Source organism: Brevibacillus brevis (assembly GCF_001039275.2).
Lineage (GTDB): Bacteria > Bacillota > Bacilli > Brevibacillales > Brevibacillaceae > Brevibacillus > Brevibacillus brevis_C.
On record NZ_CP030117.1, the window covers coordinates 1,436,913 to 1,454,847 of the forward strand.

A 17,935-nucleotide genomic window follows, 5' to 3' on the forward strand; every position below is an offset into this window, starting at 1 on the left:
TTGTACAGTTGGATTAAAAAATTCACAATGTTATGTGTACCTTGCCACCTGAAAGGTTTCTTTTCAATCCGGTTATCCTACAGGCATGAGAAACTTACAGGCTATCTTCCGAATCGCTGCCTTCATACTTATCCTCATCTGTATCCCGACGCGAAGCGAGGCATTGCCGCTCACGCCATTTCACATTTTGATTGATGTTGGTCATGGGGGCGTAGATTCGGGAACTTCTTATGGGGATTTGTACGAAAAGAACATCAATCTGCAAATTGCCAAACAACTGTACCAAAAGTTGACAGAAGCTGGCTATACGGTGGCCTTGAATCGGAACAAAGATATCGCACTGAGCGATGAGAATCGGTGGTTGGACAACCGATCGAGGCATATTCGGGATTTGGCACAGAGAAAGAATTTGGCAAAGGAGATCGGTCCCCAAATGTTGCTTAGCCTGCATGTAAACTGGGCGTCTAATCCGCGGCGACGGGGTGCCATTCTTTTGTACCAAGATACCGAACAAAGCTATATGCTGGCAGAACTGCTGCAAAACTCGCTGAACAAGCTGACAGGGACGAACAACCAGCCAGTCAGGGGGAAGACGTACTACATGCTGCGTCACAACTACTGTCCGTCTGTCATCGTGGAGATGGGTTTTATCAGCAATGCACATGACCGCGAAATGTTAACGAATCCCAAAGCACAAGAAAAAATCGCTCAGGCCATTACAGAAGCCGTGAGCGAGTACGTAAAGCTGTCGGGAAATCTGAAAACGGAGGCTCGTGTGAAGGAGAGCTGGTGGCGAAAATTAATGGGCAGTTTGCTGGATAAGCTTTGAAATGGTTACAAATTCGGCCTCCTTCTGAATTCGCGGGATGTACTGGCGCAGAACGGAGGCTGTTTTCTTGCCAGGAGGCCCAACATGGCCTATCGCGATACATATCGGATGATTGTGGATTCGCTTGCAGACGAGCTCCATTTGCTTTGTAATATGTGGGACTGAGTATACGTCATCGAGAAAAATTTGATTCACTGCATGGGGCACGCCCATTTCAGCCGCTATTTTCGCAGCTACGCTTTTATCAGTGGTTTTGCTATCCAGGTAAATGAGCCCACGCTCCTTGACGACCTTCATGATGATGCGCATGATTCGCTCGTCAGCCGTTATTTTTGAGCCCATATGGTTGTTCATACCAATCGCATGTGGCACATCGTCAATCGCTTTTTCCACACGACTGCGAATCTCATCGTCAGACAGATCAGCCGTAATGGCTCCCGGACCGAGCCAGGAGCGTTTTCCTTTCATCGGCTCCATCGGCATGTGAACGAGTACATCATGTCCTTTTTGATGGGCGAGCTCGGCATCCTGCTTCGTGCTTGGAAGAAACGGCATGACGGCAACGGTCAGAGGGACTGGCATCGATAATATTTCCTCCGTCCCTTGCATGTTGTTCCCGAAGTCATCAATGACAAATGCCATCAGCTTTTTGACAGCGGGTGCGGGGGCTGGATTGGGGTTAGCCGTCACTGGAATCGCCCCAAGGGAAAGAAAAAGCGTGAGCAGGATCGGAATCAATTTCCTCCCATACATAAGATCACCTTCCTTGTCCATTTTTTTCATAGTCTGTACAATCACCTTGTGCTTTACCCGCCATATCTACAGCTTGGCTTTGATGTTTGCCCTATGTTACGATTAAAGATAGTAGTTTTGTAACGAGAGGGGTCGAATTCCTTGAGTCATTTTGTGTTGATTGATGGAAACAGTGTTGCGAACCGGGCGTTTTATGCGCTCCCTTTATTGTCCACATCGGCAGGACTGCATACGAACGCAGTGCTGGGCTTTACGACTATGCTGTTAAAAGTGTTGGAGGAAATGAAGCCAACGCATATCATGGTTGCTTTTGACGCGGGAAAAGTCGTGTTTCGCCATAGCGAGTATGCAGAGTACAAAGGGGGACGCAGCAAAACTCCGCCGGAGCTGTCTGAACAGTTTCCACTGATTCGGGAGCTGTTGGATGCCTTCTCAATCAAACGCTTCGAGCTGGAAGGCTACGAGGCGGATGACATTATCGGTACGTTGACGAAGCAGGCTGATGAGCAGGCTTGGAAAACGACTGTCATTACCGGAGACAAAGATATGCTCCAGCTCGTGTCTGAGCATGTATCCGTCGCTTTGACGCGCAAGGGTGTCAGCGAAATCGAGCTGTACACTCCGCAAGAAATTAACGAAAAGTACGGCCTTAAGCCGCTGCAAATAATTGATCTGAAAGGCTTGATGGGCGATTCGTCCGACAACATTCCAGGTGTCCCAGGTGTCGGGGAAAAAACAGCGCTGAAGCTGCTGCACGAATACGGCTCTGTCGAGCAGGTACTGGAAAACATCGATAAAGTCTCGGGTAAAAAGCTGCAAGAGAACCTGCGTGAGAATGTAGACAAGGCAAACATGAGTAAAGCCTTGGCAACCATTTTGCGTGAAGCGCCTGTGGAGCTGGATGTGCAAGAGACTGGCTATGAAGGCTATGATGGTGTACCTCTCAGCGAATTCTTTAAAAAGATGGAGTTCAAATCGCTCTTGTCCAAGATCAAAGTGGCACAGCCAGCAGATGGAAGCGGACAAGCAGACGCCAAGCCGTTTTCATTTGAGATGATTTCAGAGGAAAACAAAGCGGCGTACGAGTCCAAGCTGACTTCTCCAATGGCTCTTTACATCGAAATGGATGGGGAAAACTATCACCATGCGCCATTCCTCGGAATTGGACTGGCTGCGGAAGATACGGTGATGTTCGTTCCATGGGATGTAGCCAAGGAGTGGAAGGTGCTCTGTGAGTGGCTGGCTGATCCGGCGAAGGAGAAGTGGGTATTTGACGGCAAGCGAGACACGGTAGGACTCGCTTGGCATGATTTGGCGATAAAAGGCATCAGCTTTGATGTGTACCTCGCTTCTTACCTGCTGAATGCGGCTGAGAGCAACCCGACCCTGGACAGCATTGCGGCCCAATACGCACAGACACGGGTACTGTCAGATGAAGAGGTGTACGGCAAGGGTGCCAAACGTCTTGTTCCTGAAATGGACGTGCTGAGCGAGCATGTGGCACATAAAGCGGCGGCCATCTGGCAGAGCGTGCCTGTACTGCGCGAGCAGCTGGCGGAAAACGAAATGGAAAAGCTGCTCGGCGAATTGGAAGCCCCGCTGAGTATGGTACTGGCTCTCATGGAAAAGCAAGGCGTGAAGGTAAACAGTGAACGCCTCGTACAAATGGGGGAAGACTTGGACCAAAAGCTCGCGGGTCTGACAGATCAGATTTACGAGCTGGCGGGTGGGGCATTCAACATCAACTCGCCGAAGCAATTGGGTGAAATTTTGTTTGACCGCTTGTCTCTGCCTGTACTGAAAAAGACCAAAACAGGACCTTCTACCAGTGCAGATGTATTGGAGAAGCTCGCCCCGTACCATCCGATCATCGATGCGATCCTGACCTTCCGTCAGCTCGGCAAGCTCCGCTCTACGTATATTGAGGGCTTGACCAAGGAAATCCATACGAAGACGAGCAAGGTGCATACGCTTTACAACCAAGCGACTACGGCGACAGGGCGCCTGTCCAGTACGGACCCGAATCTGCAAAATATCCCGATCCGCATGGAAGAAGGACGCAAGATTCGCGAGGCGTTTATCCCGTCAGAGGACGGCTGGTACATGCTGGCGGCCGACTATTCCCAGATTGAGCTGCGGATTTTGGCCCACATTTCGCAAGACGAAAATTTGATTGACGCCTTCCAAAAAGGAATGGATATTCATACCCGCACCGCTATGGACGTATTTGGTGTGAGTGAGGAAGAAGTGACCTCGCTGATGCGCCGTCAGGCAAAAGCGGTCAACTTCGGGATCGTATATGGCATCAGCGACTACGGTCTGTCGCAAAACCTCAATATTACCCGTAAAGAAGCCGGGGACTTCATTGAACGTTACTTTGATGTCTTCTCCGGTGTGAAGCGCTGGATGGAGGAGATTGTCCAACAGGCGAAGGCGGATGGCTATGTGACGACCTTGTTGAACCGCCGTCGCTACCTGCCTGATATTCGCAGCAGCAACTTCAACCTGCGTTCGTTTGCCGAGCGTACTGCGATGAACACGCCGATCCAGGGGACTGCTGCCGATGTGATCAAGCTGGCGATGATTCGCATGCAGGAGGCAATCGAGGAGAAAGGTCTCGCTAGCCGCATGCTTTTGCAGGTGCACGATGAGCTTGTATTTGAAGTGCCAGAAAATGAGCTGGAAGTCATGCGCAAGCTGGTACCAGAAGTGATGGAGAGTGCGCTTTCCCTCAATGTGCCACTCAAGGTGGACGTCAGTGACGGACGTACCTGGTACGATGCGAAGTAGACATGCCTAGAACATAAAGATGGATAGACAACAAGAGGAGGAGGGCACATGCCAGAATTGCCGGAGGTAGAAACCGTCGTACGGACTCTGCGTGGCTTGGTTATGGGAAAAACGATTGAGAGAGTAAGTGTTCATTTGGCGCGTATTGTGCGTCAGCCAGATGACGTGGAAGCTTTCAAATCTCTCTTGGTGGGACAAACCATTCAGGATATCCAACGGCGGGCAAAATTCATTCAGTTTTTCTTAAACGAGGATGTGCTCGTGTCCCATCTGCGTATGGAAGGGCGCTATGGCGTGTATCAAGCGGATGATCCCGTTGAGAAGCATACCCATGTCGTCTTCCATTTTACGGACGGAACGGAGCTGCGTTATCGGGATGTTCGCCAGTTCGGGACGATGGATTTGTTCCCCAAGGGGAAGGAAACAACCGTTGGACCTTTGGCAAAACTGGGGGTAGAACCGCTAGATAAAAGTTTCACTCCAGAAGTTTTGGGGAAATTGTTAAAAGGACGGTCAACAAAAATTAAGCCGCTTCTCCTAAACCAGGAATGTATTGTAGGACTGGGGAATATTTATGTGGACGAGTCACTCTTTAAAGCAGGCATTCATCCGGAGAAACCAGCAGGAAAGCTGACAGATAAAGAAGTTGTCCGACTGCACGAAAGCATCGTCTCTACTTTGCAAGAAGCGGTAGAACAAGGTGGTAGCTCCATCAAGTCGTATGTGAACGGACAAGGCGAGATGGGTATGTTCCAGCAATCTCTATTAGTTTATGGACGAAAAGACGAGTCGTGTACCAAGTGCGGGGCCGAAATCATTCGGTTTGTAGTCGGCGGCAGAGGGACGCATATTTGCCCGGACTGCCAAAAGTTATCGTAGTTCGACCAAGGGAGGAGGATGGGCATGATACTAGGGTTAACAGGCGGAATTGCCACTGGGAAAAGCACAGTGACAGGTATGCTTCGAGAGCGCGGAATTCCTGTCATTGACGCTGACCAAATCGCCAGAGAGGTCGTAGAACCAGGTAAACTGGCCTATGAAGCGATCGTGCGCCATTTTGGAAGAGAAATCCTATTGGAAGATGGTCAAATTGATCGGAAAAAACTAGGTGAAATCGTGTTTTCGGACGAGTCCGAGCGCCAAAAGCTGAACGCCATCGTCCATCCCGAGGTACGCCGCGTCATGCGGGAAGAGGCCGAAGCAGCAGAAGCGAATGGAGCCGAGATCGTCTTTATGGACATCCCTCTGCTGTATGAAAGCAAGCTTACACATATGGTAGAAAAAATCGTGGTCGTCTATGCGCCCTACGAGATGCAATTGGCGAGAATGCTGGAGCGCGACGAATTGGAAGAAGAACAAGCACGAAAAAGACTGCGGGCGCAGTTTCCCATTGATCAGAAGAAGCAAGGCGCAGACTTTTTGATCGATAATTCTGGTTCGCGTGAAGAAACCGAGCGTCAAGTGGAGGCCGTATTGGCCGCGATTCGATCGGAGCGTCAATCATGAGTTTTGGCAAGCGTGCAGCATTGATCCTGCTCGTTTTGGCGAGTGTATTTCTGCTGCTAAACACGCCAGTGGTGTGGAAATGGATGTACCCGATCAAATATGAGCAACAGATTGTGACTACTGCACTAAAATATGAGGTGGACCCTCATTTGGTATTGGCCGTCATTCGTTCCGAGAGTGGGTTTGCGACAGATCGCGTATCGAAAAAAGGTGCGGTCGGGCTCATGCAAATCATGCCGGATACAGCGCAGTGGATCGTCAAGGAGGCAGGCTTCCGTCCAAAGGACAGCGAATACTTGTACGACCCTATCATGAACATCGAGATTGGGACATGGTATCTCGATTTTTTGCTGTCCCGCTATGATGGCGATATCGTCAAAGTCATTGCCGCCTACAATGCCGGTCCGGGCAAAGTAAACGGATGGCTCGCGAGTGAGCAATGGAACGGATCTCGAGACACAATTGAGGACATTCCATATGGGGAGACCCGTCAATATGTCCAGCGAGTGCTCTATTATCATGATCGTTATAAAAATATATACGACTTTCAATTACGTTAAAAATCATGAAAAGCCGCTTTCTTACTGATAAGAGAGCGGCTTTTTCTTCTTTTTTTGGGTAGGGTAAATCGTCCAAATATTTATTTTTCAGTAAAACACATTGATAATTGTGTCATACTTATTATAATAAAAGTATCAGATAAGCGTAACTCAATTCGAAAGGGGTTTCTATATATGACAATTAAAATCGGTATTAATGGTTTCGGACGAATTGGCCGCATGGTATTCCGCCGCGCTATCCAGGACCCCAACATTGAAATCGTTGCAATCAACGCCAGCTATCCAGCGGAGACGCTTGCACATTTGTTGAAATATGACACGATCCACGGACGCCTGCAAAATAAAGTAGAAGTCCAAGACAACAAGATTATCGTAGATGGAAAAGCAACAGTTGTCCTGTCTGACCGTGATCCGCTGAAGCTGCCTTGGGGTGACCTCGGAGTAGAGATCGTTGTGGAAGCTACAGGCAAGTTCAACAATCGCGAAGGCGCTGGCAAGCACCTGCAAAGCGGTGCGAAAAAAGTTGTGATTACAGCACCAGCGAAAGAAGAAGACGTGACAATCGTGATGGGTGTAAACGAAGGCACCTACGACCATGCGAATCACCACATTATCTCCAATGCTTCCTGCACGACCAACTGTCTCGCACCTGTGGCAAAAGTGCTCAACGATGCATTCGGTATCGAACAAGGTCTCATGACTACCATTCACTCGTTTACAAACGATCAGGTGAATCTCGACAATCCGCATAAAGACCTGCGTCGTGCACGTGCAGCTAGCGAGTCCATCATTCCAACGACGACAGGAGCTGCTCGTGCAGTAGGAATCGTTCTGCCAGAATTGAATGGCAAGCTGAATGGATTTTCACTTCGCGTACCGACTCCAAACGTATCTGTAGTAGACTTGGTGATCAATACGAAGAAGCCTGTTACATTGGACGAAGTAAACCGTGTCCTGCGTGAAGCGAGCGAAGGCAGCATGAAAGGCTACCTCGAGTTCTGCGACGAGCCCCTCGTATCCAGCGATTTCAATGGCAACGACCACTCCTCGATCATCGACGGTCTGTCTACGATGGTAATGGGAGACAATCAGGTGAAAGTGATTGCTTGGTACGATAACGAGTGGGGCTACTCCTGCCGAGTCGTAGACTTGGTTCGCCACGTGTCCGAGCAGCACAATCAAGCTGCAACAAAAGAAGCAGCCGCTGTTGGTGTAAAATAAGTAACATAAACAAAACCCCTTTGCCGAATTTCGAGCAAAGGGGTTTTTGGTTGCTTCGTATTTACGATGAAGTAGGAGATTCTTCTAATGAGTTCACGTTAAACAGATCATCATCTTCAAAGCCGACAATAAACAGTCGGATGTTCGCCTTGAGATCGAGGTCATAAGGGCTAGGAACATCGTTTCCTCGGCCGTCCTTTAACACTCGTACAGTGGGACGATGCGAATAGTCTGGATCAACCCGACTCACTACCCCGACTTCTCCGGTATTCAAAACGACGCTGCTTCCAATCGGGAAGATAGCAATGTGCTTGATAAAGGCATTTACGAGATGATGCTCGAACAGCGTACCGCCAGAGCCTAGCAGGTACTCGACAGCATCCTGTGGCATGTACCGCTTACGCCATGGACGTGGGGAAGTTAATGAGTCATAAATATCACAGAGACCGACGATTTGTGCAAATTCGTGAATTTGTTTGCCGGATAATCCCTGTGGATAGCCGCTTCCATTTAGCCGTTCATGGTGCTGCAAGCAGACGTGTGCTGACAAAAGCGAGATGTCATGCTGCTTTCGCAACAAATTAAAGCCAAGCATCGTGTGCTGTTTGGCGATTTCCTTCTCTTCGTCCGTCCAACGCTCTGTTTTTAGCAACAGCTCTTCAGGCAGGCTCACTTTGCCAATATCGTGCAGCATGGCGCCTACCCCTAGGTTTATGAGCTGTGTGCGATTGTAGCCCAGAGACATGCCCACAGCAGTCGCCAGCACGGCCACATTCACGGAGTGATGGTATAGGGATGGCGAATGAGAAGAGATCGTCGTCAAATGTCCAACCATTTGCTTGTTTTGCATCAGGTCGTCCAAAATAGAACTAAAGGCACGCTGAAAATGAAGGCCCATTTCTTTTAAAGAAATTTTCCGGGCCAGCTTGTTTGAGTTTGTAATTTGTTTGATCGTCTTCTCGATGGCTTCCACAGCTACTTGTCTGGTTTGCGGGCGAATTACTTCTTCCACAACGATGTCATTGGTGCGGGGATCATCGATATACACCGAATCAACACCAGCTCGCTCTAATCCGGAGATGAGTCGCTCCGTTAATTGCATACCGGTTCCAAGTAGCACCTTTCCATCATCTGTGAAGACCGTACGTCCCAATTTCATTCCTGGCTGTAGGTGCTTTAAAGATACTAAACGCATGACTATCCCTCCAACAGTACCATAATTGTACTCCATTCGACTTATGCTTTAAATAGGTACAAGGATTGACTTGACTTCTGACAGGAATATGAGGGACACTGTAGACAAGTATTGTCAGTATTGGAGTTGATTCTGATATGCGTTGTCCATTTTGCGAATATAATGGGACCAGAGTCCTGGATTCACGTCCTTTCAATCATAATAAATCCATTCGTCGTCGCCGTGAGTGCGAAGCCTGCGAGCGCCGTTTTACTACCTTTGAAATGGTAGAAGAAACACCTTTGTTAATTGTGAAAAAGGACGGAACACGCGAGGAATTCAGTCGAGACAAGATATTGCGTGGGTTGGTGCGTGCTTGCGAAAAGCGTCCTGTACCGTTGGAAGTGCTTGAAAATGTAGTGAACGACATTGAAAAAGAACTGCGTAGCTGCGGGCAAGCAGAGATCCCGAGTAATGACGTTGGGGAGAAGGTCATGGAGCGTTTATACCATGTCGATGAGGTCGCCTATGTGCGATTCGCCTCTGTATACCGTCAATTCAAAGATATCAATGTATTTATGAAAGAGCTGGAAGAGCTATTGGCACAAGCGCGAAGCAGCTCGTTTCCAAAAGAATAGATAAGCTTTTTCTACCAGACTCGCACCTTCTCTCTCGCTCTTGCGGCCAATCCGCCAGGGCTTCTTTGGCTTTCCAACTGATTTTTCCGCGAATGAATGGATAGTCGTGCTATAATAAAAAAATCGAATTTTGTCAGGAAGGAAAGATCTGATGCGTCGTTTAGTTTGGAACGAGTTGTTGCCGAAGGATCGTTATCTGGTGCGGATGGCAAGACCGATTGGCTTTGCCGAAATGGGCTTTGTTACGCAGCTATATTTGCCGATCATCGGTGTCGAATCGTACGCTCTCTACCAACTGCTCGTCCATGGCGTGCAGGAAGTGAGCGGAGCCTCCTCGGAGGGGACCCATCGCAGTTTGATGCTGACGACTTCGCTTTCTCTGGATCGGCTATTGGATGCGCGTGAACGTCTGGAGGCTATCGGGCTAGTCGAGGTGCGCCGCAGGGAAAATCAGCAGCGTGACTATTATTACGAGTATTTGATCAAACCGCCGCTTAGTCCGGCTGAATTTTTTGCAGACTATGTACTGTCGTTGATGTTGTTAAACAAAATCGAAAACGTTCGCTATTCGCAATTGCGCCAGCATTATGCAGATACGCTTGGCAGTCAGTTGGATCAAGAATACTCCATTGTGGAAAACGTCACGAAAGACTTCCATGATGTGTTCCAGTCGTTGAAACCATCGGAGCTGGAAGTGAAAAAAGGATCGGAGCGCGATCAGTTTTTAACCGAGATGGACACCAGCTTCCCGCAAGCGCCGATGAAATCTGGCTACGAGGCACAGGTCAACCATTCGTTGAGTGTATCGTCACTGCGCTTGTACTTGCCGGATAATGCCGACTCGGTCAAAGTTTTAGAGGGCAAGAGCATGGAGCTGTTGTTCTCGCTTTGCCATTTCTATCAGTTGGACAGCTGGGGGATGGGGCAGGAGCTGCGTGATTGGACGCTATACAAATCGGATCGGAGTTTGGACGGAGAAGTTTTGCGCAAGCGTTTGGTACAACGCTACACAGAAGACAAGCTGTACCGAACGGCGCCTGCAACGGACACGACAGAGGATGGCTTTGGACCTGGTCGCTTGCCAGAGCCAGGCAGTGAAGCCTTTATTCGTGCTTGTCGCCAGTTATCTCCGGTGACCCTGCTGGAAAAAGTCGTCGGTGGCAGAATCAGCAAGGTGTTTTTGGAACGGGCTGAAACGCTTGTATTTGCGGATGGGATGCAGCCGGAAGTCGTCAATGCGCTTTTGCTCCATACGCTAGCCAGCATGCAAATGGAGCTGCCAAAAGCGTACATGGAGACGATTCGTGACAGTTGGAAAGCGAAGCGGATCGCGACAGTTGACGAGGCAGTCAAGCAGATCCTCGAACGTGCGGATCAACGGGCACAAACAGCCGAGAAGGCTAAAACGGGCAAGAAGGAATCGGCCCCTGTCAGACGCAACGGTAGAGCTATCTTGCAGGACAAGCTACCAGCTTCTGTCGAGTGGCAGTTGTCGCAGGAAAAAAACGCATCCGACGCTGAAAAGAAACAGTCCATTCAGGATTTTCCAGACTTGCAGAAAAGACTGGAAACCTTGCGAAAACGGAAATAAGGAGTGTGAGGGAACGTGGAATCTATCAGTGAGTTCATGCAAGAGCTCGCCAAACGAACGCCGCGTCAGTTGCTGACACCGGATCAGCAGTTAGATAAAATGTTCCGTTCGTCAGCCTATTTAAAAGCATTTCAACAAGAGCATCCCGCATTGACCAGGGACGATTACCTTCGCTCGCTCTCCAACATCTATACGGCAGTAAAGGAGCAGTATTGGTGTGAGCGTTGTCCGGGTCTTGGCGAATGCCCGAATTTGGTCAAGGGACATAGCACGCAATTGGAACTGGCACACCAACATATTATCAGCTCGATGACGCCCTGCTCCAAGCAACTGTCGCACGAGGAAGAGATTCGCCGCCGCCGATTGATGCGAAGCTATTACGTATCCGAAGAGACCTTGAACGCGAGCTTTGAGGGCTTGGTCATTGACTCCGGGAATTTTGCTACTGTAGATGCCGCGATTCAGTTCTGTGAAAAAGTCGGAACAGGCGAGCGGGTAAAAGGACTTTATCTGCACGGTCCGTTTGGGGTTGGAAAAAGCTACATCATGGGTGCAATTGGTCGTGAGCTCTCGGAGCGCAACGTCGCTTCCTTGCTGGTTTATGTGCCTGACTTTATCCGGGAGATGAAGGATTCCATCTCGGATCAATCGTACGCGGGCAAGCTGGAGCTGCTGAAAGAAGTACCGGTATTGATCCTCGATGATATCGGCGCGGAGAACTTGACTCCATGGGTTCGTGACGAGATTTTGGGGGTTATATTGAATCAGCGGGCAAACAACCATTTGCCTACGCTGTTTACTTCGAATTACTCACTGAGTGAACTGCAAGAGCATTTGTCTATCTCCAACGGAAATCGGATCGAACAAACAAAAGCGGCTCGCATCATGGAGCGAATCCGCCATTTTGTCGACGTGTATGAAATTTTACGCGAGAACCACCGTTCCTAGTACTTGTGTAAAGAGGCGAGAGAGCTCCCAATACGTGAGTGCGAGTACTTCTCTCGCCTTATGATACGGTCCAAACAGGACGTGTGACGTCGTCCCTACAGGTGAGGCGACAATTCCCAGTGAATCAGCCATGACCATTGCACGGGCTAAATGATAGTCGTGGCTGATGATCAGGGCGTCTTGAATATGATGTTCCTCCAAGATCTGCTGGCCGTACAGCAGGTTTTCGTATGTGCTGGTAGACTTGCTTTCTAGCAAAATGTCCTCTTCGGGAATTCCTTTGGCCACTAAGTAATTTCTGCTTACAGCAGCTTCCGTGATCGTTTTGCCTTCACCCAGGCCGCCTGTGACCAACAGCTTCGATACATAGCCTTCTTCATACAGGGTCACCGCCTGTTCGAGACGTTCGCGCAGACCAGGACTAGGTCCCTCACCCCAGACTGCTGCACCGAGGACAATGCCGACGCTTGCGTGTCGTGCGTTGGCTTTCTCAATCGTCTGTTCGATACGATACCAGTTGTAGCCCGACCATATCAGACCGAGCAGCATGACACTCCCAAAGACTATCCATATCCCGCGCCAGCAAGGACGCTGTGCGTTTATCGTTCGATTTTTCATTCTTTGAATTCTCCCTCGTAGTCACTCTCTTTATTTAGACGTTTGAAATAAGGTCTAGTTACAAAGCTCGACACATGCCTGACACGAAAAACTAGTAAATTGTTACTTGCTCTTTGCCGATATAGTAATGGTGGAATGGTTTCGAAGAACAGCAAATTTCATACTTGCGAGGGAGGCTAGTTAATGTTCTGGAAAAAAACGATGCTCTTGTTTCTGGCCGTCCTGCTATTAGTGGGGACTGGGAACGCAGGGGTAGGATTGGCTGCCGATGAAATCAGCCGACTCGTTCTGTCCAAGAATGAGGTAACATTGGAAAATGGAGATTCTACCAAGCTGACGGCTACCGCTATTTATGTGAGCGGAAAAACGGAAGACGTCACCGTCAAGACAGAATGGACCACGCAAAATGCGGATGTCGCCTCTGTATATGCGGGGCAGATTACAGCCAAATCGGTAGGGAAATCGACCGTAACGGCTACGTACATGGGTAAGCCTGTTGTAGTAGGTGTAACCGTAACGAAAAAGGTAAAGGCACTGACGACAGAAGATCAATCATTGAACGTACGGATCGGCAACACGGAAAACGTAAAGCTGACAGCTGTATACAGCGATGGGACAACAGAAGACGTAACGACACAAGCAGACTGGTCCATCGATAATCCGGCGATTGCGACTGTAGTCAACGGTGCAATCAAAGGTTTGAATTCAGGAACTGGTACCGTGACAGCGAAGTTTGGCAGCCAGACGACAACGATCTCTGTGAACGTCGAGATCGCCCACAGACTGGAGCCAAACAAAAACCAGGTTTCACTCTTGCTGAACGGCGAAGAAACAATCAAGCTCAAGGCCATTTTCCCGGATGGAAGTGTAACGGAAGACGTTTCCGACAAGGCTGAATGGTCCTCAGACAATACTGCTGTAGCCGATGCGCTCAAAGGTACGATCAAGGCTTATGGCGCGGGTACAGCAACCATTACGGCGAAGTATGGAACAAAAACAGCGACGATCAAAGTCGATGTGGATACAACGCAAAAACTGGAACTCAGCAAGCAAAACATTTTCATGAATGTGGGGAAGGCAGAAGACATCGAGCTGAAAGCAACTTATGCCAATGGCGGTGCTTCCACAGTTGTAAACGACAAGGCAGAATGGTCCTCTGATCGCGAGGACGTTGCGTATTACAGCAACGGGAAAATCCACGCGGTGAAGTCCGGTGAAGCGGTTATTACTGCGAAATACGGAAACAAATCCGTTCAGGTACGCGTAGATGTAGAAGTACCTCGTTCCTTGTATATCGTTCCAGCTTTCCTGACGATGAAAAGCGGATCAACGAAAGACGTAGTTGTAAACGCGTCCTTCGCAAACGGAACAAGTGAAGATATCACTTCAAAAGTAGAGTGGTCTTCGGATAATGCAGATGTCGTATTTGCAAGCGGCAAGACGGTATCCGCCTACAAGGCTGGAACGGCGAATGTAACCGCTAAATACGGCGGGAAAACAGCGACACTGGTTGTCGATGTAGATGTACCGCAAAACTTGTCCGCAGATATCACGACAGTAGCGATTCCGGTGGGCGGCGCGAAGCAAGTGAAGGTAACGGCTTCGTATCCAGATGGAAGCACTCCTGCTGAAGATGTCACACAAAAAGTTGTTTGGTCATCCAGTGCACCGAACGTAGCAAGCGTGCGTCAAGGCTTGATCACAGGTGTGTCGACAGGTGCAGCGACAGTAACAGCTACATACGGAACACGCACAGTGAACATTTCCGTATCGGTTGGCGTCATGCAGACATTGACGGTAGATAAGAAAAAGATCGTGCTTGGCAATGGCAAGTCGGAAACCGTTAAGCTGACAGCAGCTTACGCGGATGGAACGACCAAGGATGTAACAGATTCAGCGACATGGAGCTCGGCTTCTGCTGCTGTAGCAGAGGTAATGAACGGGAAGATCACAGCGACAGGAGCAGGGAAAACGACCGTAACAGGTACCTTCGATGGCAAATCGGTTACGATTGCGGTAGAAGTAGACCAAGCGACGAATCTTTCCGTTGATCCTCGCCTGCTGATCCTGAACGTCAACGAATCAAAAGAGATCAAACTGAACGCAACAGACTCCGCTGGCAATTCGGACAATGTGACCAGCGATGCCGAATGGTCCTCGTCCTCGGTTAAAGTAGCGGATGTGGTAAACGGTCGCGTAACAGGTCTCTCAAATGGACGTGCGACGATCACTGCGAAATACGGCGGCAAATCGATCAGTATCCCGGTAGAAGTCGGAATCGTGAGCAAGCTGGAAGCCAACAAGCGTTATGTATCTACGAAGTCGAACAGCAACGTACAAGTAACCTTGACAGCTACCTTCTCCGATGGCCGCACCATGGATGTTACCTCCATGGCTGACTGGAAGACGAACAACTACAAAGTAGCAGACGTAACCAAAGGCCTCATTACAGGACGTACCTACGGAAAAGCAACGGTTACAGCGAGATACAACGACAAAAGCGTATCGATCCCAGTCGATGTTGATACACTGAAATACTTGAAGACAGATGTCGTCCAGCTCGTGATGAGCAAGGGTGAAGTGAAACAAGTGAACGCCATCGCTACGTATGCAGATGGCTCTGAGCAAAATGTCACCAAGCCAGCTCTCTGGACCACTTCTCGCCTGTTGGTAGCCGACGTGAAAGACGGCGTGATCAAGGCGACAGGGTCGGGTAAAGCGACGATTTATGTGCAGTATGGTGGGAAGAAGACACCGATTGTGGTGACGGTGAGATAGTGGAGTGATAGAGAAAAGAGAGGAGCCAACCGATTGGAGCGGTTGGCTTTTTTTGTGGTTTTTTTCAGTTGGGACGGGGATTTATCAGATTTTTTCGCTTGCAGTGTACGGCGGGCGTATGCTATACTGATTTCACTGAGGCGATAATCGCCGGAAGTACCATACATATGGGGCATTAGCTCAGCTGGGAGAGCGCTACACTGGCAGTGTAGAGGTCAGCGGTTCGATCCCGCTATGCTCCACCATACGTAAACGTTCAAAACGGCAGAAATGCCGTTTTTTCTTTTTTTATTTATGGTACCGTATTTGAAGCATGTGCATAAAAATTTTTGAGCTTCTTTGATTTTGTTGATGCTTGTTTTGAGACAAAGTAAAATGGTATGGAAATTCCAACCATAAGTGAAAACGCAAACGTGGTGTAACATACCTGCTAGTGAATTCTATTTCTTTATCATAACTTTTGAAAAGAAGGAGATAGAAACATGAATAATCATATTACCTTTCATCCCTCCCATGAAGGTATCGTATCGATTTGCAACCAAGATACCACTATCTGTAAACTGATTAACCATATTGGTCCACTTACATTGAAGACGAATGAAAATCATTTAGAAGCGCTCGTCATGTCCATTATTGGACAACAGTTATCAGCAAAAGCAGCAAGTACCATTCGCCAACGAGTAAAAATGCTTTGTAGTGAGATAACACCAGAAAGAGTCTTGCGTACACCTATTGAAAATTTTAGAAATGCTGGGGTATCAAGAACAAAAATAGAGTTTATTTTTGATTTATGTAAGAAAGTCCATAGTAACGAAATATCATTTGCAAACTTTCATTCACAAGAAAACGAGACCGTAATCAATTCATTAACTTCTGTTAAAGGGATAGGAAAATGGACGGCAGAAATGTTCTTAATATTCTCTTTAGGACGGCTGAATGTTCTTTCCTTGGGGGATGCCGGATTGCAAAGGGCGACAAAATGGTTATATCAACTAGATGATCGGCCGAAAAATAAATATATGGAGGAAGTTTCCATAAACTGGCATCCCTATTATAGTATTGTGTCCTTGTATCTATGGGAATCAATCGACCTAGGATTTGTAGATCATTTTCCTACGATAGAGGATGTAAATGAAAAATAAGTTCTTCACAAGTTTATGGGACAAGGTTCGGAGACGAAACACTTCCTCCCGATTGCTCCGTTTGGCGTTTTTCTTCACGAAAAACGCTGATAAGGGGGAAGACGAGAAATAAGTTAAGGATCGCTCCTCCTAAAAAAACAACTTGCAGGCCAGCCAACTCCGCCACAATTCCTGCGAGAAACGCGCCTATAGGTAACGTCCCCCAACTAATCAGCCTGTAGGCGCCATAGACCCGCCCCAACAACTCATTGGGTACAACTCGTTGGCGAATCGAATTGACAGCGACCACCCATGTTGTCCCGCCCATACCTGCCAGAAACATAGCCGCGCCCACCAGCCAAACATTTGCCCAGACGCCTGGCACGAACAACATTGCAAAGGTACCGATAATGTCCATCCCAAGCAGTGCCCCCCGCCCAAACAAACGCTGCAGAGGAGATACCAGCAAAGATCCGGCGACACTTCCCGCAGCCAAAGAGGTTAACAGCAAGCCGTACTGGTACTCTTGTAAACCAAGCGGCCCCGGCGCTACCGCATAGAGCACCAGAATAGAAAAAAACGCGCTCCAGCAGGAAGCCATAATAGCCACCATAATGGCAAGCGTACGAAGCAGCTGGTTAGTCCATAAAAAGCGAACGCCTTCCGAAACCTCTCGCCAGATGGAAGCCGATTGCTTCCGTTCGACTGAAAAATGTCCACGCATTAGAAGCAGGGCAACGGCAGCCGCAAGGAAAGAAACGGCACTGCCAACCGCCGGCAGGAGAAGACCAATCGCAAGTAGATACCCTCCCAGTGGCCCACCAATAAATTTGTTCATGATCGTTTCTACGCTGTAAATGCGTGCATTTGCCTGTTCTAATTGATCACGGTTAACGACGGAAGGCACGAGTGCCCCAGACGTAGTGTCGGATACCGTTTCGCAAGTCCCGACCAAAAACGCCAGAAAACCCAAAACAAATACCGACAGCCAATCTAACTGCTGGGCAAAAGCCAGAGATCCAACGGCAGCCGTCCGAATGAGATTAACAACGACCATGATTCGCTTTCGATCCAGACGGTCGACGATCACGCCAACCGGTAGAGCGAAGAGTAACCAAGGGAGGGTCAACGCCAGCGAAACGCTTGCGACCAAAGCGGGAGAATTGGTAAGTTTCGCTGCCAAGAGAGGAAGTGCAAATTTGAACAACCCGTCTCCCAGATTGGATAGAGCCGTGGCCATCCATAACGCCCAAAATTCTCTGCCAAACCTTTGATTTGTAATGCGCATTTCGTAACCCCCATTCATGTGTTAAGTAGTTACATTTTAAGATCACTTTTGTAACTAGTCAAATGTATTTTGGGGGTTACGATATTTAGATTAATAAATGCCGACATGCATCTTGCGGTG

The 17,935-nt window shown here is 48.7% G+C and carries 15 protein-coding genes and 1 tRNA gene; 12 read left to right on the forward strand and 4 right to left on the reverse strand.

What is annotated here, in order from left to right; all coding sequences use genetic code 11:
* Window positions 1–85: 85 nt before the first annotated feature.
* Window positions 86–829 (forward strand): N-acetylmuramoyl-L-alanine amidase family protein, encoded by a 744-nt coding sequence (locus tag AB432_RS07450; protein WP_048031716.1) that lies wholly within the window; start codon window positions 86–88, stop codon window positions 827–829.
* Here AB432_RS07450 and AB432_RS07455 read toward each other — a convergent pair.
* A complete protein-coding gene (locus AB432_RS07455) occupies window positions 800–1,582 on the reverse strand; it encodes a divergent polysaccharide deacetylase family protein (RefSeq protein ID WP_235617636.1) in 783 nt (260 codons plus the stop codon). The genes AB432_RS07450 and AB432_RS07455 overlap by 30 nt on opposite strands.
* A 141-nt stretch (window positions 1,583–1,723) precedes the next feature.
* On the opposite strand from AB432_RS07455, the gene polA reads away from it, so the two are divergent.
* The 5 genes from polA (at window position 1,724) to AB432_RS07480 (ending at window position 7,659) form a co-directional block, all read left to right on the forward strand.
* On the forward strand, window positions 1,724–4,372 hold the full coding sequence (gene polA / locus AB432_RS07460) for a DNA polymerase I (protein WP_048031718.1): 2,649 nt from the start codon (window positions 1,724–1,726) through the stop codon (window positions 4,370–4,372).
* A gap of 48 nt (window positions 4,373–4,420) precedes the next feature.
* On the forward strand, window positions 4,421–5,251 hold the full coding sequence (gene mutM / locus AB432_RS07465; protein ID WP_048031719.1) for a DNA-formamidopyrimidine glycosylase: 831 nt from the start codon (window positions 4,421–4,423) through the stop codon (window positions 5,249–5,251).
* Between the two features lie 18 nt (window positions 5,252–5,269).
* Window positions 5,270–5,878 carry a dephospho-CoA kinase gene (coaE, locus tag AB432_RS07470; RefSeq protein ID WP_048031720.1) on the forward strand — a complete coding sequence of 203 codons (609 nt, stop codon included), beginning with the start codon at window positions 5,270–5,272 and terminating at the stop codon, window positions 5,876–5,878.
* Window positions 5,875–6,438 carry a lytic transglycosylase domain-containing protein gene (locus tag AB432_RS07475; RefSeq protein ID WP_048031721.1) on the forward strand — a complete coding sequence of 188 codons (564 nt, stop codon included), beginning with the start codon at window positions 5,875–5,877 and terminating at the stop codon, window positions 6,436–6,438. The genes coaE and AB432_RS07475 overlap by 4 nt, the downstream gene beginning before the upstream one ends.
* A gap of 174 nt (window positions 6,439–6,612) precedes the next feature.
* Complete coding sequence (locus AB432_RS07480; RefSeq protein WP_048031722.1) at window positions 6,613–7,659, forward strand: glyceraldehyde-3-phosphate dehydrogenase; 1,047 nt, start codon at window positions 6,613–6,615, stop codon at window positions 7,657–7,659.
* Between the two features lie 61 nt (window positions 7,660–7,720).
* Here AB432_RS07480 and AB432_RS07485 read toward each other — a convergent pair whose 3' ends face one another.
* Window positions 7,721–8,854 carry an HD-GYP domain-containing protein gene (locus tag AB432_RS07485; protein ID WP_048031723.1) on the reverse strand — a complete coding sequence of 378 codons (1,134 nt, stop codon included), beginning with the start codon at window positions 8,852–8,854 and terminating at the stop codon, window positions 7,721–7,723.
* A gap of 137 nt (window positions 8,855–8,991) precedes the next feature.
* Here AB432_RS07485 and nrdR point away from each other — a divergent pair, with 137 nt between their 5' ends.
* The 3 genes from nrdR to dnaI all read left to right on the forward strand — a co-directional run bounded on the left by nrdR (window position 8,992) and on the right by dnaI (window position 12,010).
* Window positions 8,992–9,471, forward strand: a complete 480-nt coding sequence (gene nrdR / locus AB432_RS07490) for a transcriptional regulator NrdR (protein WP_048031724.1) — start codon at window positions 8,992–8,994, stop codon at window positions 9,469–9,471.
* A gap of 151 nt (window positions 9,472–9,622) precedes the next feature.
* Window positions 9,623–11,062, forward strand: a complete 1,440-nt coding sequence (locus AB432_RS07495; protein ID WP_048031725.1) for a replication initiation and membrane attachment family protein — start codon at window positions 9,623–9,625, stop codon at window positions 11,060–11,062.
* 15 nt (window positions 11,063–11,077) lie between these two features.
* Complete coding sequence (gene dnaI / locus AB432_RS07500) at window positions 11,078–12,010, forward strand: primosomal protein DnaI (RefSeq protein ID WP_048031726.1); 933 nt, start codon at window positions 11,078–11,080, stop codon at window positions 12,008–12,010.
* On the opposite strand, the gene AB432_RS07505 is transcribed toward dnaI, so the two are convergent.
* Entirely contained in the window at window positions 11,987–12,628 is a 642-nt protein-coding gene (locus AB432_RS07505) for a YdcF family protein (RefSeq protein ID WP_048031727.1), read from the reverse strand. The two genes, dnaI and AB432_RS07505, sit on opposite strands and share 24 nt — an antisense overlap.
* A gap of 183 nt (window positions 12,629–12,811) precedes the next feature.
* On the opposite strand from AB432_RS07505, the gene AB432_RS07510 reads away from it, so the two are divergent.
* From AB432_RS07510 to AB432_RS07520, 3 genes are all read left to right on the forward strand, one after another.
* Window positions 12,812–15,406, forward strand: a complete 2,595-nt coding sequence (locus AB432_RS07510) for an Ig-like domain-containing protein (protein WP_048031728.1) — start codon at window positions 12,812–12,814, stop codon at window positions 15,404–15,406.
* Window positions 15,407–15,575: 169 nt separating this feature from the next.
* A tRNA-Ala gene (locus AB432_RS07515) sits at window positions 15,576–15,651 on the forward strand.
* Window positions 15,652–15,888: 237 nt separating this feature from the next.
* On the forward strand, window positions 15,889–16,548 hold the full coding sequence (locus tag AB432_RS07520; RefSeq protein WP_048031729.1) for a DNA-3-methyladenine glycosylase family protein: 660 nt from the start codon (window positions 15,889–15,891) through the stop codon (window positions 16,546–16,548).
* Between the two features lie 13 nt (window positions 16,549–16,561).
* On the opposite strand, the gene AB432_RS07525 is transcribed toward AB432_RS07520, so the two are convergent.
* Complete coding sequence (locus tag AB432_RS07525; RefSeq protein WP_053079556.1) at window positions 16,562–17,815, reverse strand: MFS transporter; 1,254 nt, start codon at window positions 17,813–17,815, stop codon at window positions 16,562–16,564.
* Window positions 17,816–17,935: the final 120 nt, after the last annotated feature.